We start from the raw sequence: 15328 nt of genomic DNA on the forward strand, positions 1-15328 counted from the left end.
AAACCGTAGGCGATGCCCCCGGATGAATCCCGGAACGAAGGAACCCCGAGCCCCAGCGAGCGGGCCGTACGCCGGGGCCCAGACCTTTGGTTACTTTGGGGCGTTTGCCAAAGTGACTCGCTGTAAGAGCGAAACCGCCAGCGGCCGCACCCGAAGAAACGGATATACACGCAAAACGAACAAGAGCCTGGTCGGCCCAAAGGCCGCCAAGTCCAAAGCCTCAAACCCGAGCCTGACTCTTACTCCAATCCGTCAACAAACTATAAGCCACAGCCAAAAGCGTAGGCCCAATAAACAACCCGATAAACCCAAACGCAATCAAGCCGCCAAACACCCCAAGCAACACAATCACCAACGGCAGATTCCCACCCCGGCTGATCAGATACGGCTTGAGTACGTTATCCACGCCACTGATGATGAACGTCCCCCAGATCCCGAGAAACACCGCCATCCCGTACTCGCCCTTCCAGGCCAGCCATGCCGTGGCCGGAATCCACACCAGCGGTGGCCCCATCGGAATCAGACTGAGCAGAAACGTCACGATCCCCAGCACCAGCGCCCCCGGCACCCCGGCAATCAGGAACCCGATCAGCGCCAGCACCGCTTGCGCCGCCGCCGTACCGATCACCCCGTTGACCACCCGTTGCACGGTACCGGCCACCAGATCGATGTAGTACCCGGCCCGGTCACCGATCAGGCGTTCCAGCAGACTGTGCACGAATGCCGCCAGCCGCGGCCCGTCGCGGTAGAAAAAGAACACGAAGACAATGCTCAGGGTCAGCTCGAGAATCCCGCTGCCGATCTGCGCACTGCGCGCCAGCAGCCAGTTGCCGACCTGCCCCAGATAGGGTTTGACCGTCACCATCAGCGCCGCCCCCTGCTGATCGATGCTGTTCCAGATCCCCACCAGCCGTTCGCCCACCAAAGGCACGCCACCCAGCCAGCTCGGTGCCTCGGGCAGCCCGTCGACCTGCACATCCTTGATGAACGCCGTAGCGTCACGCACGTGATCGGCCAGGTTAAAGCCGAGCCACACCAGCGGCCCCGCTACCAGCAACATCCAGCCCATGGTCAGAACCAGGGCCGCCAGCGATTCCCGGCCATTGAGCCAGCGGGTCAACAAGCGCATCAGCGGCCAGCTGGCAAACGCCAGCACCGCACCCCAGAACAGCGCCGACCAGAACGGCGCCATCACCCAGAAACTGGCACCAAACAGCACCAGCAACAGGATCTGCACCAGCAGACGATCATTATTGGGCATGTGAAATCTCGAAAAAAATCAGTCAGGCAAAGAGTAGGCGAACACGTCGAGCGTGTCCGCCAAAGACACCTTATCGCAACAGATCGATGCGCAGACCTTCGCCGTCGACACTGCCGGTTTCCATGCGCGCGGCACGCACGCCCTGCCCGATCAGCGCCTGCCGCCAGGCCTCGGCTTTCGGCCCGGACACTGTCACCCGCAAGGTGGTGTCGAGGTTCAGTCCACGGGACAGCAAGCGCAGCCAGGTGTCATCCGGATCGCCGGCGAGCTTGGGAAAGTCCAGTTCGCCGGTGCTTTTCAGCTCCCGCAGCAGCGTGGCCGAAGTCGGCAGCAGGTCACCCAGCGGGGCCAGCGCCTCGAACTGCTCAACGTGCAGATAGGCTTTGCGATTGCCCCGGGTGATGCTGTACAGCGCCACCAGCGTGTTGTCGCGCGGGGCCGCGAGCCTCAGCAGCAGATAGGCCTGCTGCTCGTCGGCACCGTACAGCTTGGCGTTGCCGAACACCTCGTTGGCCCACAGGCTGCTCTCGCCGCAATCCCGGGCCTGGCACCAGAACAACAGCTGGGCGTCCTGTTTTTGCAGGGCTTCGCGAGCGAGAGTGAAGGCTTCGGTGGCGGAATGTTCCGGCGGTAATTCATAGGTCACCGAGGTGGTTTGCCCCCGGGCGCTGACCTGGCCGTCGAAACGCAATTGACCGCTGATCTTGCGGATCGAGCCGAGCGGATAGATCCGCTCCAGCTCCACGGCGGGGCGATAGTCGACGATCTGCGCATCGGCCACACGCGGCACAATCGGCAGATCCTGACTGCCCGGCAGATCGGCAGCGATTAGAAAGGGACTGAAACAGCACAGCACCAGCAGACTGATAGATCGCATGGACAGGCTCATCGCAGGGACATGGCCTGGATGCCTTGGGGGCAGTTCGAAGTCGCAGCGGTGTAGAAATCCATCTTGGTTGTCTCCCATTTCAACCCGCCCAGCCTCGACAGTTGCCGGGAGCAAGTCAAGGAATGGCGAAGAACCGATTGAAACAGTCTGCGACAAGCTCGGCCCCGGCCTCATCGTTCAGGTGCAGATGATGCCCGCCCGGCAGCTGTTCCCGGGCAAAGGGTAGACGTTCCAGCAGCTCGGGATGCTTGGCCAGCATGCCATCGGCGGCGACCACCAATTGTGCGGGGCAGGCAATGCGCTGCACGAACGCCATCGCCTGTTCCTGGGTCAGACGCAGCGGCGAAGGCAAAGTCAGGCGGTTGTCGGTGCGCCAGGTGTACCCACCGGGCACCGGCATCAGTCCGCGTTGCGCCAGCAGTTCGGCGGCTTCGCGACTGACCGCCACAAGCCCTTTCATTCGCGCTTCGATCGCCCGGTCGAGGGTGTTGTAGACCGGTTTGCGCTTTTCCCGAAGATTGAGCTGCGCCTGTAAGGCCATGCCCATGCGCTCGGCGGCATTTTCGCCTTTGTCGGTAGGAGGAATAACCCCGTCGATCAACGCCAGATGGGTGATGCGTTCGGGCAACGACCCGGCCAGCACCAGCGAAACAATGGCGCCCATGGAATGCCCGAGCAACCCGAAACGTTTCCAGCCCAGTTGCTCGGCGACCTGCAGCACATCATGGGCGTAATCCCACAGCGCGTAACCGGCGCCGTTCGGACGGTGCCCGGAATGCCCGTGACCGGCCATGTCCAGCGCCACGATGCGCAAGCCTTTGAGCTTCGGCGCCAGGCGCGCGAAGCTGTTGGCGTTATCCAGCCAGCCGTGCAGGGCGATCACCGGCAACCCATCTTCCGGGCCGAACAGGTGTGCCGCCAGTTCGATATGCGGCAGGCTCAGGCGCACTTCTTCAACGGCGGGGTTCATGCGCAATCCTTGTCTTGCCGGCGTTCCCAGCGATTGAACAGGTTTTTCAGTAATTGTGCGGTGTCCTGCGGACGCTCAAGCGGAAACATGTGCCCGCCGGGCACGGTCAGCGACTCGCCCTGAGGCAGGCGTCCGACAAATCGGGTGTGGTGGTTCATCACCACGCGGCTCTTGTGTCCACGTACCACCGCCAGCGGCACTTTCAATTGCCGGGTATGCGCAGGACTGGTGTGCGGCACGCCGCGATAGATGCTGATCTCGGTCGCAGGATCGAAGCGCAGGCGCAGCTTGTCGCCGACCTTGTGCAGACCGTGCTGCAAGTAGGCATCGAAACATTCCGGATCAAAGCTGCGGAACAGGGTCTTGCCAGCGAAATAACCACGGGCACTGTCCAGATCGGCAAATTCTTCGCGCCGTCCCAGCGTGCGGCCGGCCGGGGTCAGTTTGTCGATGAAACCAAAACGCTTGGCGGCCCGGATCACCCATTGATCGGTGCGGGTCAGCACCGGCGAGTCGAGCATCACCACGCCCCGATACAGTTCAGGGCAACGCAGCGCGGCGTGCAAATGCAGCATGCCGCCGAAGGAATGGCCCACGCCCCACACCGGCTCGTCTTGCTGTTGAAGATGATGGATGAGTTCATCGACCAGGTGATACCAGTTATCACCTGCCGGGAAACGCGGGTCATGGGCATGTTGTTCCAGATGCGCGACCCGGTACTCGGGCGCCAGCGCCGCGAACAGTTTGCCGTAGGTACCCGAAGGGAAACCGTTGGCGTGGGCGAAGAAGATCGGTTGCGACATACCGGCAAATCCAAGAGCGGAAAACAGGCGTTGATTGTCCGCAAGACCGCGTCCTACAGCAATGACCGTAACTGCCAGGAATGGTGACAGTCCGGTCAGGGCTATGACGCTGCGGCCATTAACGCGCCGGCGGTTGTTCTCCCAGCGGCACCACCGCCATGGTCAGGCGCGACACACAACTGGCCTTGCCTTCATCGCTGGTCAGGCGGATATCCCAGACATGGGTGGTGCGGCCGATGTGGATCGGTTTGGCCACCGCCGTCACTCGTCCGCTGCGCAGGCCGCGCAAGTGGTTGGCGTTGATTTCCAGGCCCACGCAATAGAACTTGCTGGCGTCGATGCACAGGTAACTCGCCATCGACCCGACCGTTTCCGCCAGCACCACCGAGGCGCCGCCGTGCAGCAGGCCGTAAGGCTGATGGGTGCGATGGTCGATGACCATGCTGGCCGTCAGCGATTCCTCGTCGAAGGCCTCGAAGCGGATGTCCAGCACTTCGCCGATGGTGTTTTTCTGGATTGCGTTCAACTGCTCGATGTTCGGAGTGGTGCGCCACAAGGTCATCGCAGGCTTCCTTTGTTGTTTTGATCGACGCTCAATCCTGCCACAGCACCGTCTCGCTGCGCTCGCTCCATTCTTCGAAACGTGCCCCGTAGGTGTCTTCGATGATGTTGCGTTTGATTTTCAGGGTCGGCGTGAGGAAGCCGTTCTCCACCGCCCAGCTGTCCTTGACCACCACCAGCCGGCGCAGGCGCTCGTGCTTGTCGAGGACGGCGTTGACCTCCTCCAGCAATTTTTCCAGGCTCGAATGCAGCGGCGCGCGGGCCTCTTCCCGGCCTACCGCCGAGAGCACGCACAATCCCAGCGGCGCGCTCAGGCCATCGCCAACCACGCAGACCTGTTCGATCCGCGAATGCACCGCCAGCCGATTTTCGATCGGCGCCGGGGCGACGTATTTGCCCTTGCTGGTCTTGAAGATTTCCTTGAGCCGCCCGGTCAGGCGCAAACGCCCTTCGGCGTCCTGTTCGCCCTTGTCGCCGGTGCGCAGGAAGCCGTCTTCGGTGAGGGTCTCGGCGGTTTTCTGCGGTTCCTTGAAATAGCCGAGCATGTTCGCCTGGCTGCGCACCTGCACTTCGCCGGACTCATCGATGCGCACTTCAACGTCGGGGCACGGCCGGCCGATCCAGCCTTCCTTGTACTGACCCGGCAGACAGATGTGCGAATAACCGCAGCTTTCGGTCATGCCGTAGACCTCCAGCACGTCGAGCCCGAGTTTCTGATACCAGCGCAATAAGGTCAGCGGCACCGGCGCCGCACCGGACAGCGCCACGCGCAAGGCATCCAGACCCAATCCGGCCAGGACCTTGTGGCCGATCCGTCGGCCGATAAAAGGCAGACCGAGCAGCAAATCCAGGCGTTTCGCCGGGATCTTGCTGTAGACCCCCATCTGGAACTTGGTCCAGATCCGCGGCACACCGAACATCGCCGTCGGCCGTGCCCGCTTGAGATCGGCAAGAAAGGTGTCGAGGCTTTCGGCGAAAAACACCGTCTGCCCGGTATAGATCGACGCCAGCTCGACGAACATCCGCTCGGCGACATGACACAGCGGCAGATACGACAGCAGCCGGTCGTTCTCATTGAGGCCGAACAGCTGCGTACCGCGCGTCGTCGCGAAGCCGAGGTTGGCAAAACTGTGCATCACGCCCTTGGGCAGGCCGGTGGTGCCGGAGGTGTAAATGATGGTCGCCAGTTGCTCGGCGGCGGGTCGCGGGTCGTCCTGGATCGGTGAGCTGCGCTGCAAATCATCCCAGTTGAAATCGAACGTGCCCGGCGGATGCAGCGGCAGGCTGACGGTGGTCAGGCCGGCCGGTACACCCGGCGACATGCCCGGCCAGTCATCGAGTTTGCCGATGAACGCCAGCACGCTTTCCGAGTGGGTGAGCACCTGATTCACCGATTCGGCGGTGAGGTTCGGATAGAGCGGCACCGAGACATGCCCGGCCATCCAGATCGCCAGGTCGGCGATGATCCAGTGCGCGCAATTTTTCGAGATCAGGGCGATGTGGCTGCCCGGCGGCCACTCCCGGGAGCGCAGCCAGTGCGCCGCGCAGCGAGCCTGATGGCCGACGTCGGCCCAGGTCAGTGTCTCGACCTGCCCGCCGCCGATCGGCTGCACCAGAAAACGCTGGCGCGGGTGCCGGGCCTCGCGTTCGTAAAACACGTCCAGCGGCAAACGGAAGGCGGAAGACATTCGACTCGCTCCTGTTTTTTGGTCTGGAGCAAGCGTAGTCAACCAAGCAAGTGCTTGGTTGACTATTTCATACAAAAAATTTCAGGGATGTTTAAGGCTGTTGAGCGTCATCGAGCCGATCAGCAACTCGCTGTGTTCGAGCTCGGCCAGCCCGGCGGTGCTGACCTTTTCCGGTGGGTAGCCCGCACCGTGTTGCAGGTAGCTGAGCAGATTGCCCACCAGCGGATTGTGGCTGACCAGCAGCACGTTGCTCACCGACACCAGTTGCTCGGCCACGCGGTCCGGGTCAACTTCCGGGGTCAACCACTCGACTGTACGGATTTCCGGCTCGAAGCCGAGGGCTTCGCGCACCAGTTGCGCCGTCTGCTGCGCCCGCAAGTACGGGCTGGCGTAGATCGCCGTCAGCGGCTGGCCGATCAAGCGAGCCGCGCTGCTCAACACTTCCTGGCGACCGTGGGCGGTCAGTTCCCGCTCGGAATCCGGGCGCGAGCCGTAGGGCTCGGCCTCACCGTGACGCAATACCCAGAGTTTCATAGCTTGGGTTCCTCATCCCGAACCGGATGCGGTGCCGGCGCGACGACGTGTGGCGCCTCACCTTCCGGCGTACGCGGCGCCGGCCAGTCGGCGAACGGCCAGGGTTTCTGGTCGCTGTGGAAGCTGCCGAAACGGCCGATCTGCGCCAGAAACTGGCTCAGGCTGTCGCCGAAATTCATCAGGCTGGCGCTCGGGGCGCCGTAGATCAAACGATAGATCAACTGCACCAGCACCACCGCGCCGAGGATGAACTGCGCCACCTGCCAGACCAGGATGTAAACAATCATCCACAACACCCGCAGGAGGATGGATTCATATTTGGCTTCGGTTTTCGGATCGTTCATGGCCTGCTCCCTGCTGAATCAGTTGAAACCACTGGTGGAAATAAAGTCGACATCGGTTTTCGGTTCGGCACGCATCAGCAGACCGATGACCTGCTCAAGCGTGCGCCCTTCGAACAGGATTGCATGCAGTCCGGCGACCAGCGGCATGTAAACGCCGACCTCCTGCGCCTTGGCCTTGAGCACTTTCAGGGTGTTGACGCCTTCGGCCACTTCACCCAGGCGCGACACCGCTTCGTCGAGGCTCAAACCCTGACCGAGGGCGAAACCGACCTGGTAGTTACGGCTTTTCGGCGACGAGCAGGTGACGATCAGGTCGCCGACACCGGCCAGACCGAGGAAGGTCATCGGGTTGGCGCCCTGATTCACCGCAAACCGGGTCATTTCGGCCAGGGCGCGGGTGATCAGCATGCTCTTGGTGTTCTCGCCCATTTCCAGCGCCACCGCCATGCCGGCGATGATCGCGTAGACGTTTTTCAGCGCCCCGCCCAGCTCGACGCCGAAACGGTCGGCGCTGGCGTAGACGCGGAAAGTGCGGCCATGCAATGCGGCCTGCACAGCTTTGCAGAGTTCTTCGTCTTCGCTGGCGACCACGGTGGCGGTCAGCGCGTGTTCGGCGATTTCCCGCGCCAGGTTTGGCCCGGACAGCACGCCGATACGCGCCTGGGGGGCGATCTCTTCGAGGATCTGGCTCATCAGTTTGAAGGTGTGGGCTTCGATGCCCTTGGTCAGGCTGACCAGCATCTTGCCGCTCAGGCGCTCGGAATGAGGCGCCAAAACCGTGCGCAGCGCGCTGGACGGCAACGCGACGAAACACAAATCGCAGGCGTCGAGGGTTTCCTGCAGGTCGGTGACCGCGGTCACGCCGGGCAGAATCTTGATGCCTTTGAGGTAACGCGGGTTCTCGCGATTGACCCGGATGGCCTCGGCCTGCTCGGGGTCACGCATCCACTGCCGGACTTGATGGCCGTTCTCGGCCAACAGATTGGCCACGGCGGTACCGAAACTTCCGCCTCCCAGGACCGCAATCGGGCGCTGTTCAGTCATATGTAATCCGTTAATCCATACCAGTGGCGATGCCGGCATTATACGGAGCGTCCCCTTCTCGGACAGCCCCGGCGTCAATTACCCGCACTTGTAGGAAGAAGACCAATAAAACCGAGGAAAATGCCTGCAACGTGACTGGAAAAGTCGTCGACCTCGGTTAACATGCGCGCCAATTCTTTGCTATCAAGGCTGCGTCGTGTTTTCTGGCCCCCCTTCCCCGCGTTCGTCCCTGCTTCTGGCGCTGCTGTTCAGCCCGGTGCTACTGGCGGACGACCTGTTTGTCGACAGTGAGGCCTTGCCGCAGATCCTGACCGCCACGCGCCTGAAACAGTCGCCGGCGGAAGTCCCGGGCAGCATGACCGTCCTCGACAGCGAACTGATTGCCGCCAGTGGCGCCCGGGACATCAGTGAACTGCTGCGCCTGGTGCCAGGGATGATGGTCGGCAACATCAGCGGCAATCAGGCGGCGGTGAACTATCACGGGACCAACGCCAGCGAAGCCCGGCGCATGCAGGTGTTGATCGACGGCCGCTCGGTGTACCGCGCCGGTCTGGCGACCGTGGACTGGAGCGATATCCCGGTGGCCATGGAAGACATCGAGCGCATCGAAGTCTTTCGCGGCCCGAACACCGTCAGCTACGGCGCCAACGCGCTGATGGCGGTGATCAACATCATCACCCGCAACCCGGCGGACAGCCACGGCACACGACTGAAGCTGACCCGCGGCCAACGCGGCATCAATGATTTCTATGCCAGCCAGAGCACCGGCTGGAATGGCGGCGACCTGCGTCTGTCGCTGTCCGGCCAGGAGGACGACGGTTTCGACAGCGACCGCACCGGCGCCGACTACCGCGACAACCGCCGCTTGAACCGCTTCAGCCTCGCGGTCAGCCAGACCCTGAGCGACAACCAGAGCCTGGACTGGCAGGTCAACGCCAAGGACGGGACCAATCAGCGGCCTTACACCTACCGCCCGGTGTTCTCCGGGATTACCGCTGCCGGGAACAATTCCGACGTGGTAGCCAAGGACTACGCCGGCTCGGTGCGCTGGAACCTCGACCTCAATCCCGATCACAGCCTATACGTGCAAGGCTCGGCACAACACTGGGATCGCCAGCAGACCTGGCGCGCCTGTGACGCCGAAGTGTCGTTCAGCCCGCAGTTGACGGAGCTGTGGCAGCTCAACCCGAACTACACCGAACGCCTGGCCCGCAACATGACGCTGTACACCGGCCCCGGCGCACCCGCCGGCACGCCACAGGAAATGACCCTGGCCAATCAGGTGCTGGATCAGTGGCGCAACGGCGCGCGCCAGACTCTGTGCGGTGACATCGACCAGAGTGCCCGGGAATCGCGCTACGACCTGGAGTTGCAGGACACCCTCAGCCTGTCCGATAGCCTGCGCCTGGTCAGCGGCCTGAACTATCGTTACGACCGGGCCGACTCCGAGACCTATTTCAACGGCACGCTGGACGACACCACCTGGCGCGCCTTCGGCCAGCTCGAATGGCGCGCCAGCGAACACTGGCTGTTGCAGGGCGGCGCCATGTTCGAAGACACGCAATTGATCGGCAGCTCGCTGACGCCCCGGTTTGCGGTCAACTACCTGTTCAATCCGCGCCACAGCCTGCGCGCGGTGTATTCGGAAGCCATCCGTTCGCCGGACATGTTCGAGAACAACGTCAACTGGAGTTATCAGGTGACCAACCTGCGGCCCGCCGCCTATGGCCAGTCTTCGGCCCGCTACTTCGTCAAGACCCGGGGTCCCGGCGATCTGGACCAGGAGCACATGCGCTCGCGGGAACTGGGCTACAACGGCTTTTTCCCGGAATGGGGCCTGGCCCTGGACGTGAAGCTGTTCTACGACGAAATCACCGGGATGATCAGCGAGCCGCTGCGCAACAATCAATACATCGCCAGCAACGCCAACGATTCGCGCTTTCGCGGCACAGAGACGCAAATGGACTGGCGCCTGAGTGCGGCCGACCGCTTGCGCCTGACCTACGCCTTCGTCGACGCCGAGGCGAGCAATCCGCTGGATCAGCAATTCACCGCGCGCAACAGCGGTTCGGCGGGCTGGCTGCGCGATTGGGGCCACGGCTGGAACAGCGCCCTCTTCTATTACGGTGACAACGCGCTCAACGGTTACCGCTTCGAGCGGGTCGACACGCGCATCGCCAAACGCATCGCCTTGGGCAAGGCCCAACTGCAACTGGCCGGCGTGCTGCAACAACGCCTTGACCATGAGCCGACCACCTTCGTCGACAACAATTACGACGAACGCCGCGTGGTGTATTTCAGCGCCGAGCTGGAGTTCTAGATGCGTTACGCCATGTCACGGAAGATGCCAACGCTCGGCCAATGGCTGGCCGGGCTCTGTCTGTTCCTGACAGCGTGGCTGCATGGCGTGGCGGTGCAGGCGGCAGACATTCTGCTGACCGGCGCCGAAGAAAGCCCCGGCGTGCAGTCCTTCGTCCAGGCCCTGAGCGAGCTGCGCCCGACCGACCGCGTGCATTTCCAGCCACTGGCCAGCCTGCCAGCACCGGGCAAGTTGCCATCGAGCCTGCGCCTGATCCTGCTCGATTTGCCGAGCCTCGACTGGCGCATGCAGGAAAGCCAAGGCCCCGCGACTTTGGTCCTGCGCATCAGCCGCTTGCAAGCCCGACAACGCTTCGGCGACGCGCAGCCACCCCACTTGAGCCTGCTGTGGGCCGATCCGCCGCTGAGTCGTCAGTTGCAACTGATCCGCCGGATTCTGCCCCAGGCCGGGCGCGTCGGCGTGCTGTTCGATCAGCACAGCGAGTTCCTGCTCAAGGAGCTGCAATCGGCCGCCCAGCCGCTGAATCTGCAAATCGTCCCGCAGCGCTGGGACAACACCCACGACAGCCGACCCTTGCAGACCGTGCTGAAAAACAGCGACGTGCTGCTGGGCCTCGACGACCCTGACCTGTACAACCCGAAAACCGCGAAGAACCTGTTGCTCAGCAGTTACTCTCGGCAACTGGCACTGGTCGGGCCGAATGTCTCGTTCGTTCGCGCCGGCAGCCTGGCCAGTACCTACAGCGATCAGAACGACTGGCTGGCCGTCCTCGACGAATTGCTGGACCGGCCACCGGCCACCTGGCCGCGCACGCTCTACCCCGGGCGTTTCAAAGTCTCAAGTAATGCGCAGGTGGCTCGTTCCTTAGGGATAGAACCGATCAATGAAGCGTCTGTCGCCGCAGAGCTGGCCGAAGGAGAGCGCCGCCCATGATTTTCCGCCGTTGGGACATCAACACCCGCACTCAGTTGATCAGCCTGGGCCCTGCGCTGTTGCTGACCTTGCTGCTGATCAGCTTTTTCACCTTCGTGCGCATTCAGGATCTGCGTCAGGAGCTGAATCACACCGGCCAGTTGATCGCCAACCAGCTCGCACCGGCCACCGAATACGGGGTGATTTCCGGCAATAACGAAGTCCTGGAAAGCCTGCTCAAGGCCACGCTGGCCACGCCGAACGTGCGGTTTCTGGAAGTGCAGGACAGCGCCAACCGGATTCTGGCCTACGTCGAACAGCCGGCGGATGCGCACAATCGCCCGCATCAGGTCGAAGTGTTCCAGGCGCCGGTGCGGCTGCAACGCATCGCCCTGCACAACGATTTCTTTCAGGACGGCAAGAGCAGCCCCGGGGTGGCCAGCGAGGATTATCTGGGGCGGGTGATCGTCGGTCTGTCCAACGATGCCTTCAGTCAGCGCCAACAGGAGATCCTGCTCAAGGCCGGGATTCTGGCGTTGTTCGCCCTGCTCTTCACCTTTGTGCTGGCGCGGCGACTGGCCGGCAGCCTGTCGCAGCCGATCCGCGACATCGGCAATGCGGTCAAGGCGATTCAGGAGGGCGACTACAAGACCCCGCTGCCGATCGTCGATGACACCGAGCTGGGCGCACTGTCCCAGCACATCAACAACCTGGCCCAGGCACTGGAGCAGGCCAGCCGCGAACAGCATCAGGCGATGGCGCAACTGATCCAGACCCGCGAAGAGGCGGAAAAGGCCAACAACGCCAAATCGGATTTCCTGGCGATGATGAGCCATGAACTGCGCACCCCGATGAACGGCGTGCTGGGCATGCTGCAATTGCTGGAAACCACCGACATGACCGAGGAGCAGGTCGAGTACGCGGCGCTGGCTTCCGAGTCCACCGAGCACTTGCTCAAGGTGATCAACGACATTCTGGATTTCTCGCGCATCGAACGTTCGGAGCTGGAGCTGGAGCACATTCCGTTCAACCTCGCCGACCTGATCGGCGCCTGCGCCCATTCCTTCCAGCACAGCGCGGCGCAACGCGGGCTGGCCCTGCAGCTGCGGATCCCCGATGACATGCACGACTTGCAGGTACAGGGCGATCCGACGCGGATCCGGCAGATTCTGGTCAACCTGGTCGGCAATGCACTGAAGTTCACCGAGCAGGGGCGCGTCAGCATCGAGGCGCAATGGCAATCGCTGGATCACGAATTGCTGTGGTTCACCTGCGCGGTACGTGACAGTGGCATCGGCATTTCGCCGGAAAGCCTGGAGCTGATGTTCAACGCGTTCCAGCAGGCCGACAGCTCGATTTCCCGTCGATATGGCGGCACCGGTCTGGGCCTGCCGATTGCCCGCACGCTCGCTGAACGGATGGGCGGCACCTTGCGTGCCCAGAGTGAAGAAGGTCGCGGCTCGGTGTTCACCCTGGAAATACCACTGGCCCTATATAAGCAGGCACTGCCCGCGCTGGCGGCACCGCGCGCATTGAACGGCAACGGTCACGGCGAAGGACGCCATGTGTTGCTGGTCGAGGACAACCCGGTCAACCAGACCGTGATCGAAGCGATGCTGCGCAGCCTGGGCTTTACCGTCAGCGTCGCCACCGATGGCGTGCAGGCGGTGCGCAGTGCCGGGGACAGCCGTTTCGAAGCGATCCTGATGGATTGTCGCTTGCCACTCATCGATGGATATGAGGCGACCCGACAGATCCGCCGCCTGCCCGGCTGCGGCCAGGTGCCGATCATCGCCCTGACCGCCAACGCGTTGCAGGGTGATCGCGAAAACTGCCTGTCGGCGGGGATGAACGATTACCTGGCCAAGCCATTCAAACGCAATGACCTGCAGCAGATTCTGCAGCGCTGGGTGCAGTAGAGAGGCCCTTTCGAGCATCTGCGACTGGCGTGAAAAGCGAAAGTGCGGCAGTCTTAGGCACCCGAACGGGCCTCAAAAGGGGCTTGATTAAAAATTTCAGTGCACAAGTGTACATTCATGTCCTTGGTGCTGTGACTTTCACCACAACGCAATAGTCTATGAGTAGGCTGCCGGTTCGAGGCATGAACGCGTCGATCGGCCGGGAAGATTTGCCCCACCTGCCGCATGGGATTATTGAGGAGCTCGCATGACCAAACAAAACGCCTTTACTCGGGAAGACCTGCTGCGCTGCAGTCGCGGTGAGCTGTTCGGCCCAGGTAACGCGCAACTGCCCGCCCCGAACATGCTGATGGTGGATCGCATCACCCTGATCAGCGAAGAAGGCGGCAAGTACGGCAAAGGTGAATTGGTCGCCGAGCTGGATATCAACCCTGACCTGTGGTTCTTCGCGTGCCACTTCGAAGGCGATCCGGTGATGCCGGGCTGCCTGGGTCTGGACGCCATGTGGCAATTGGTCGGCTTCTTCCTGGGCTGGCAAGGCCTGCCGGGCCGCGGCCGTGCGCTGGGTTCGGGCGAAGTGAAATTCTTCGGCCAGGTCCTGCCGACCGCCAAGAAAGTCACCTACAACATTCATATCAAGCGCGTCCTCAAGGGCAAACTGAACCTGGCCATCGCCGACGGTTCGGTGACTGTCGACGGTCGCGAAATCTACACCGCCGAAGGCCTTCGCGTCGGCGTGTTCACCTCCACTGACAACTTCTAAGGGTTATTCGCATGCGCCGCGTCGTTATCACTGGTCTGGGCATCGTTTCGTGCCTGGGCAATGACAAAGAGACCGTCTCCGCTAACCTGCGTGCAAGCCGCCCTGGCATCCGGTTCAACCCGGAATACGCCGAAATGGGTCTGCGTAGCCAGGTTTCCGGCTCCATCGACCTCAACCTTGAAGAGCTGATCGATCGCAAGATCTATCGCTTCGTCGGCCACGCAGCGGCTTACGCCTACCTGGCCATGAAAGACGCCATCGCCGACTCCGGTCTGACCGAAGAGCAGGTGTCCAACCCGCGTACCGGCCTGATCGCAGGTTCCGGCGGCGCATCGACCCTGAACCAGATGGAAGCGCTGGACATCCTGCGCGAGAAAGGCGTCAAGCGCGTCGGCCCATACCGTGTTACGCGGACCATGAGCAGCACCGTTTCGGCTTGCCTGGCCACCCCGTTCAAGATCAAGGGTCTGAACTACTCCATCGCTTCTGCCTGCGCCACCAGTGCTCACTGCATCGGTACCGCCATGGAACAGATCCAGATGGGCAAGCAGGACATCGTGTTTGCCGGTGGCGGTGAAGAAGAGCACTGGAGCCAGTCGTTCCTGTTCGACGCGATGGGCGCTCTGTCCAGCAAGCGTAACGACACCCCGGAACAAGCTTCCCGCGCCTACGACGCCGACCGTGACGGTTTCGTCATCGCCGGTGGTGGCGGCATGGTGGTGGTTGAGGAGCTGGAACACGCTCTCGCCCGTGGCGCGAAGATCTACGCGGAAATCGTTGGCTACGGCGCGACTTCCGACGGCTACGACATGGTGGCTCCAAGCGGCGAAGGCGCCATCCGCTGCATGCAGCAGGCGCTGTCCACCGTCGACACCCCGATCGACTACCTGAACACCCACGGCACTTCGACTCCGGTCGGCGACGTCGCGGAAATGAAAGGTGTGCGCGAAGTGTTCGGCGACAAGGCCCCGGCCATCAGCTCCACCAAGAGCCTGTCGGGTCACTCCCTGGGCGCCGCCGGCGTTCACGAAGCGATCTACTGCATGCTGATGATGGAAGGCAACTTCATCGCCGGTTCGGCCAACATCGACGAACTGGACCCTGAAGTGGCCGATCTGCCGGTGCTGACCAAGACCCGCGAGAACGCCACCATCAACACCGTGATGAGCAACAGCTTCGGCTTCGGTGGCACCAACGCCACCCTCGTGCTGAAGCGCTGGGAAGGCAAGTAATTCCCTCCCGCTGAGCCGCACATGAAAACGCCCCGACTGGTTCGGGGCGTTTTTTTTCGCCAGCCATAAACACAACCTGCTGTGGGAG

The 15328-nt window shown here is 62.4% G+C and carries 14 protein-coding genes; 5 read left to right on the forward strand and 9 right to left on the reverse strand.

Annotated elements, in window-relative coordinates; translation table 11 throughout:
* Nucleotides 1-220 precede the first annotated feature (220 nt).
* From ACTJK9_RS11330 to ACTJK9_RS11370, 9 genes are all read right to left on the reverse strand, one after another.
* Complete coding sequence (locus tag ACTJK9_RS11330; protein WP_039772850.1) at nucleotides 221-1261, reverse strand: AI-2E family transporter; 1041 nt, start codon at nucleotides 1259-1261, stop codon at nucleotides 221-223.
* Nucleotides 1262-1331: 70 nt separating this feature from the next.
* Nucleotides 1332-2138, reverse strand: coding sequence for a DUF4892 domain-containing protein (locus ACTJK9_RS11335; protein ID WP_440813882.1), 807 nt, complete (start codon nucleotides 2136-2138; stop codon nucleotides 1332-1334).
* Nucleotides 2139-2265: 127 nt separating this feature from the next.
* On the reverse strand, nucleotides 2266-3120 hold the full coding sequence (locus ACTJK9_RS11340; RefSeq protein WP_440813884.1) for an alpha/beta hydrolase: 855 nt from the start codon (nucleotides 3118-3120) through the stop codon (nucleotides 2266-2268).
* The gene (locus ACTJK9_RS11345; protein ID WP_039772855.1) at nucleotides 3117-3923 is read right to left on the reverse strand and encodes an alpha/beta fold hydrolase; all 807 of its coding nucleotides are present in this window, start codon (nucleotides 3921-3923) and stop codon (nucleotides 3117-3119) included. Before ACTJK9_RS11345 ends, ACTJK9_RS11340 begins: the two co-directional genes overlap by 4 nt.
* 118 nt (nucleotides 3924-4041) lie before the next feature.
* Entirely contained in the window at nucleotides 4042-4485 is a 444-nt protein-coding gene (locus ACTJK9_RS11350) for a hotdog fold thioesterase (protein WP_085610695.1), read from the reverse strand.
* A gap of 31 nt (nucleotides 4486-4516) precedes the next feature.
* Nucleotides 4517-6172 carry an AMP-binding protein gene (locus tag ACTJK9_RS11355; protein WP_440813888.1) on the reverse strand — a complete coding sequence of 552 codons (1656 nt, stop codon included), beginning with the start codon at nucleotides 6170-6172 and terminating at the stop codon, nucleotides 4517-4519.
* An 81-nt stretch (nucleotides 6173-6253) separates the two neighbouring features.
* Nucleotides 6254-6706, reverse strand: a complete 453-nt coding sequence (gene sixA, locus ACTJK9_RS11360; protein WP_085655763.1) for a phosphohistidine phosphatase SixA — start codon at nucleotides 6704-6706, stop codon at nucleotides 6254-6256.
* On the reverse strand, nucleotides 6703-7050 hold the full coding sequence (locus ACTJK9_RS11365) for a DUF4389 domain-containing protein (protein ID WP_011335474.1): 348 nt from the start codon (nucleotides 7048-7050) through the stop codon (nucleotides 6703-6705). The genes sixA and ACTJK9_RS11365 overlap by 4 nt, the downstream gene beginning before the upstream one ends.
* Before the next feature lie 18 nt (nucleotides 7051-7068).
* Nucleotides 7069-8094 carry an NAD(P)H-dependent glycerol-3-phosphate dehydrogenase gene (locus tag ACTJK9_RS11370; RefSeq protein ID WP_221397921.1) on the reverse strand — a complete coding sequence of 342 codons (1026 nt, stop codon included), beginning with the start codon at nucleotides 8092-8094 and terminating at the stop codon, nucleotides 7069-7071.
* 196 nt (nucleotides 8095-8290) lie between these two features.
* Between ACTJK9_RS11370 and ACTJK9_RS11375 the strand changes: the two genes are divergently transcribed.
* The 5 genes from ACTJK9_RS11375 (at nucleotide 8291) to fabB (ending at nucleotide 15240) form a co-directional block, all read left to right on the forward strand.
* A complete protein-coding gene (locus tag ACTJK9_RS11375) occupies nucleotides 8291-10414 on the forward strand; it encodes a TonB-dependent receptor plug domain-containing protein (protein WP_440813892.1) in 2124 nt (707 codons plus the stop codon).
* Nucleotides 10415-11347 carry a hypothetical protein gene (locus tag ACTJK9_RS11380; protein ID WP_064598631.1) on the forward strand — a complete coding sequence of 311 codons (933 nt, stop codon included), beginning with the start codon at nucleotides 10415-10417 and terminating at the stop codon, nucleotides 11345-11347.
* On the forward strand, nucleotides 11344-13245 hold the full coding sequence (locus ACTJK9_RS11385) for an ATP-binding protein (RefSeq protein WP_440813894.1): 1902 nt from the start codon (nucleotides 11344-11346) through the stop codon (nucleotides 13243-13245). Before ACTJK9_RS11380 ends, ACTJK9_RS11385 begins: the two co-directional genes overlap by 4 nt.
* Nucleotides 13246-13492: 247 nt before the next feature.
* Nucleotides 13493-14008, forward strand: a complete 516-nt coding sequence (gene fabA, locus ACTJK9_RS11390; protein ID WP_003227150.1) for a 3-hydroxyacyl-[acyl-carrier-protein] dehydratase FabA — start codon at nucleotides 13493-13495, stop codon at nucleotides 14006-14008.
* Nucleotides 14009-14019: 11 nt separating this feature from the next.
* Entirely contained in the window at nucleotides 14020-15240 is a 1221-nt protein-coding gene (gene fabB / locus ACTJK9_RS11395; RefSeq protein ID WP_007957797.1) for a beta-ketoacyl-ACP synthase I, read from the forward strand.
* The last annotated feature ends 88 nt before the right edge of the window (nucleotides 15241-15328 follow it).

It is taken from the genome of Pseudomonas sp. 22082, from assembly GCF_052046055.1.
Taxonomy (GTDB): domain Bacteria; phylum Pseudomonadota; class Gammaproteobacteria; order Pseudomonadales; family Pseudomonadaceae; genus Aquipseudomonas; species Aquipseudomonas pharyngis.

Bases quoted from the DNA above. Each gene is read 5' to 3' on its own strand.
- ACTJK9_RS11340 (WP_440813884.1), bottom strand. From the start codon at position 3,120: ATGAACCCCGCCGTTGAAGAAGTGCGCCTGAGCCTGCCGCATATCGAA.
- fabB (WP_007957797.1), top strand. From the start codon at position 14,020: ATGCGCCGCGTCGTTATCACTGGTCTGGGCATCGTTTCGTGCCTGGGC.
- ACTJK9_RS11385 (WP_440813894.1), top strand. From the start codon at position 11,344: ATGATTTTCCGCCGTTGGGACATCAACACCCGCACTCAGTTGATCAGC.
- ACTJK9_RS11380 (WP_064598631.1), top strand. From the start codon at position 10,415: ATGCGTTACGCCATGTCACGGAAGATGCCAACGCTCGGCCAATGGCTG.
- ACTJK9_RS11365 (WP_011335474.1), bottom strand. From the start codon at position 7,050: ATGAACGATCCGAAAACCGAAGCCAAATATGAATCCATCCTCCTGCGG.
- ACTJK9_RS11350 (WP_085610695.1), bottom strand. From the start codon at position 4,485: ATGACCTTGTGGCGCACCACTCCGAACATCGAGCAGTTGAACGCAATC.
- ACTJK9_RS11335 (WP_440813882.1), bottom strand. From the start codon at position 2,138: ATGCGATCTATCAGTCTGCTGGTGCTGTGCTGTTTCAGTCCCTTTCTA.
- sixA (WP_085655763.1), bottom strand. From the start codon at position 6,706: ATGAAACTCTGGGTATTGCGTCACGGTGAGGCCGAGCCCTACGGCTCG.
- ACTJK9_RS11370 (WP_221397921.1), bottom strand. From the start codon at position 8,094: ATGACTGAACAGCGCCCGATTGCGGTCCTGGGAGGCGGAAGTTTCGGT.
- ACTJK9_RS11345 (WP_039772855.1), bottom strand. From the start codon at position 3,923: ATGTCGCAACCGATCTTCTTCGCCCACGCCAACGGTTTCCCTTCGGGT.
- ACTJK9_RS11355 (WP_440813888.1), bottom strand. From the start codon at position 6,172: ATGTCTTCCGCCTTCCGTTTGCCGCTGGACGTGTTTTACGAACGCGAG.
- ACTJK9_RS11330 (WP_039772850.1), bottom strand. From the start codon at position 1,261: ATGCCCAATAATGATCGTCTGCTGGTGCAGATCCTGTTGCTGGTGCTG.
- fabA (WP_003227150.1), top strand. From the start codon at position 13,493: ATGACCAAACAAAACGCCTTTACTCGGGAAGACCTGCTGCGCTGCAGT.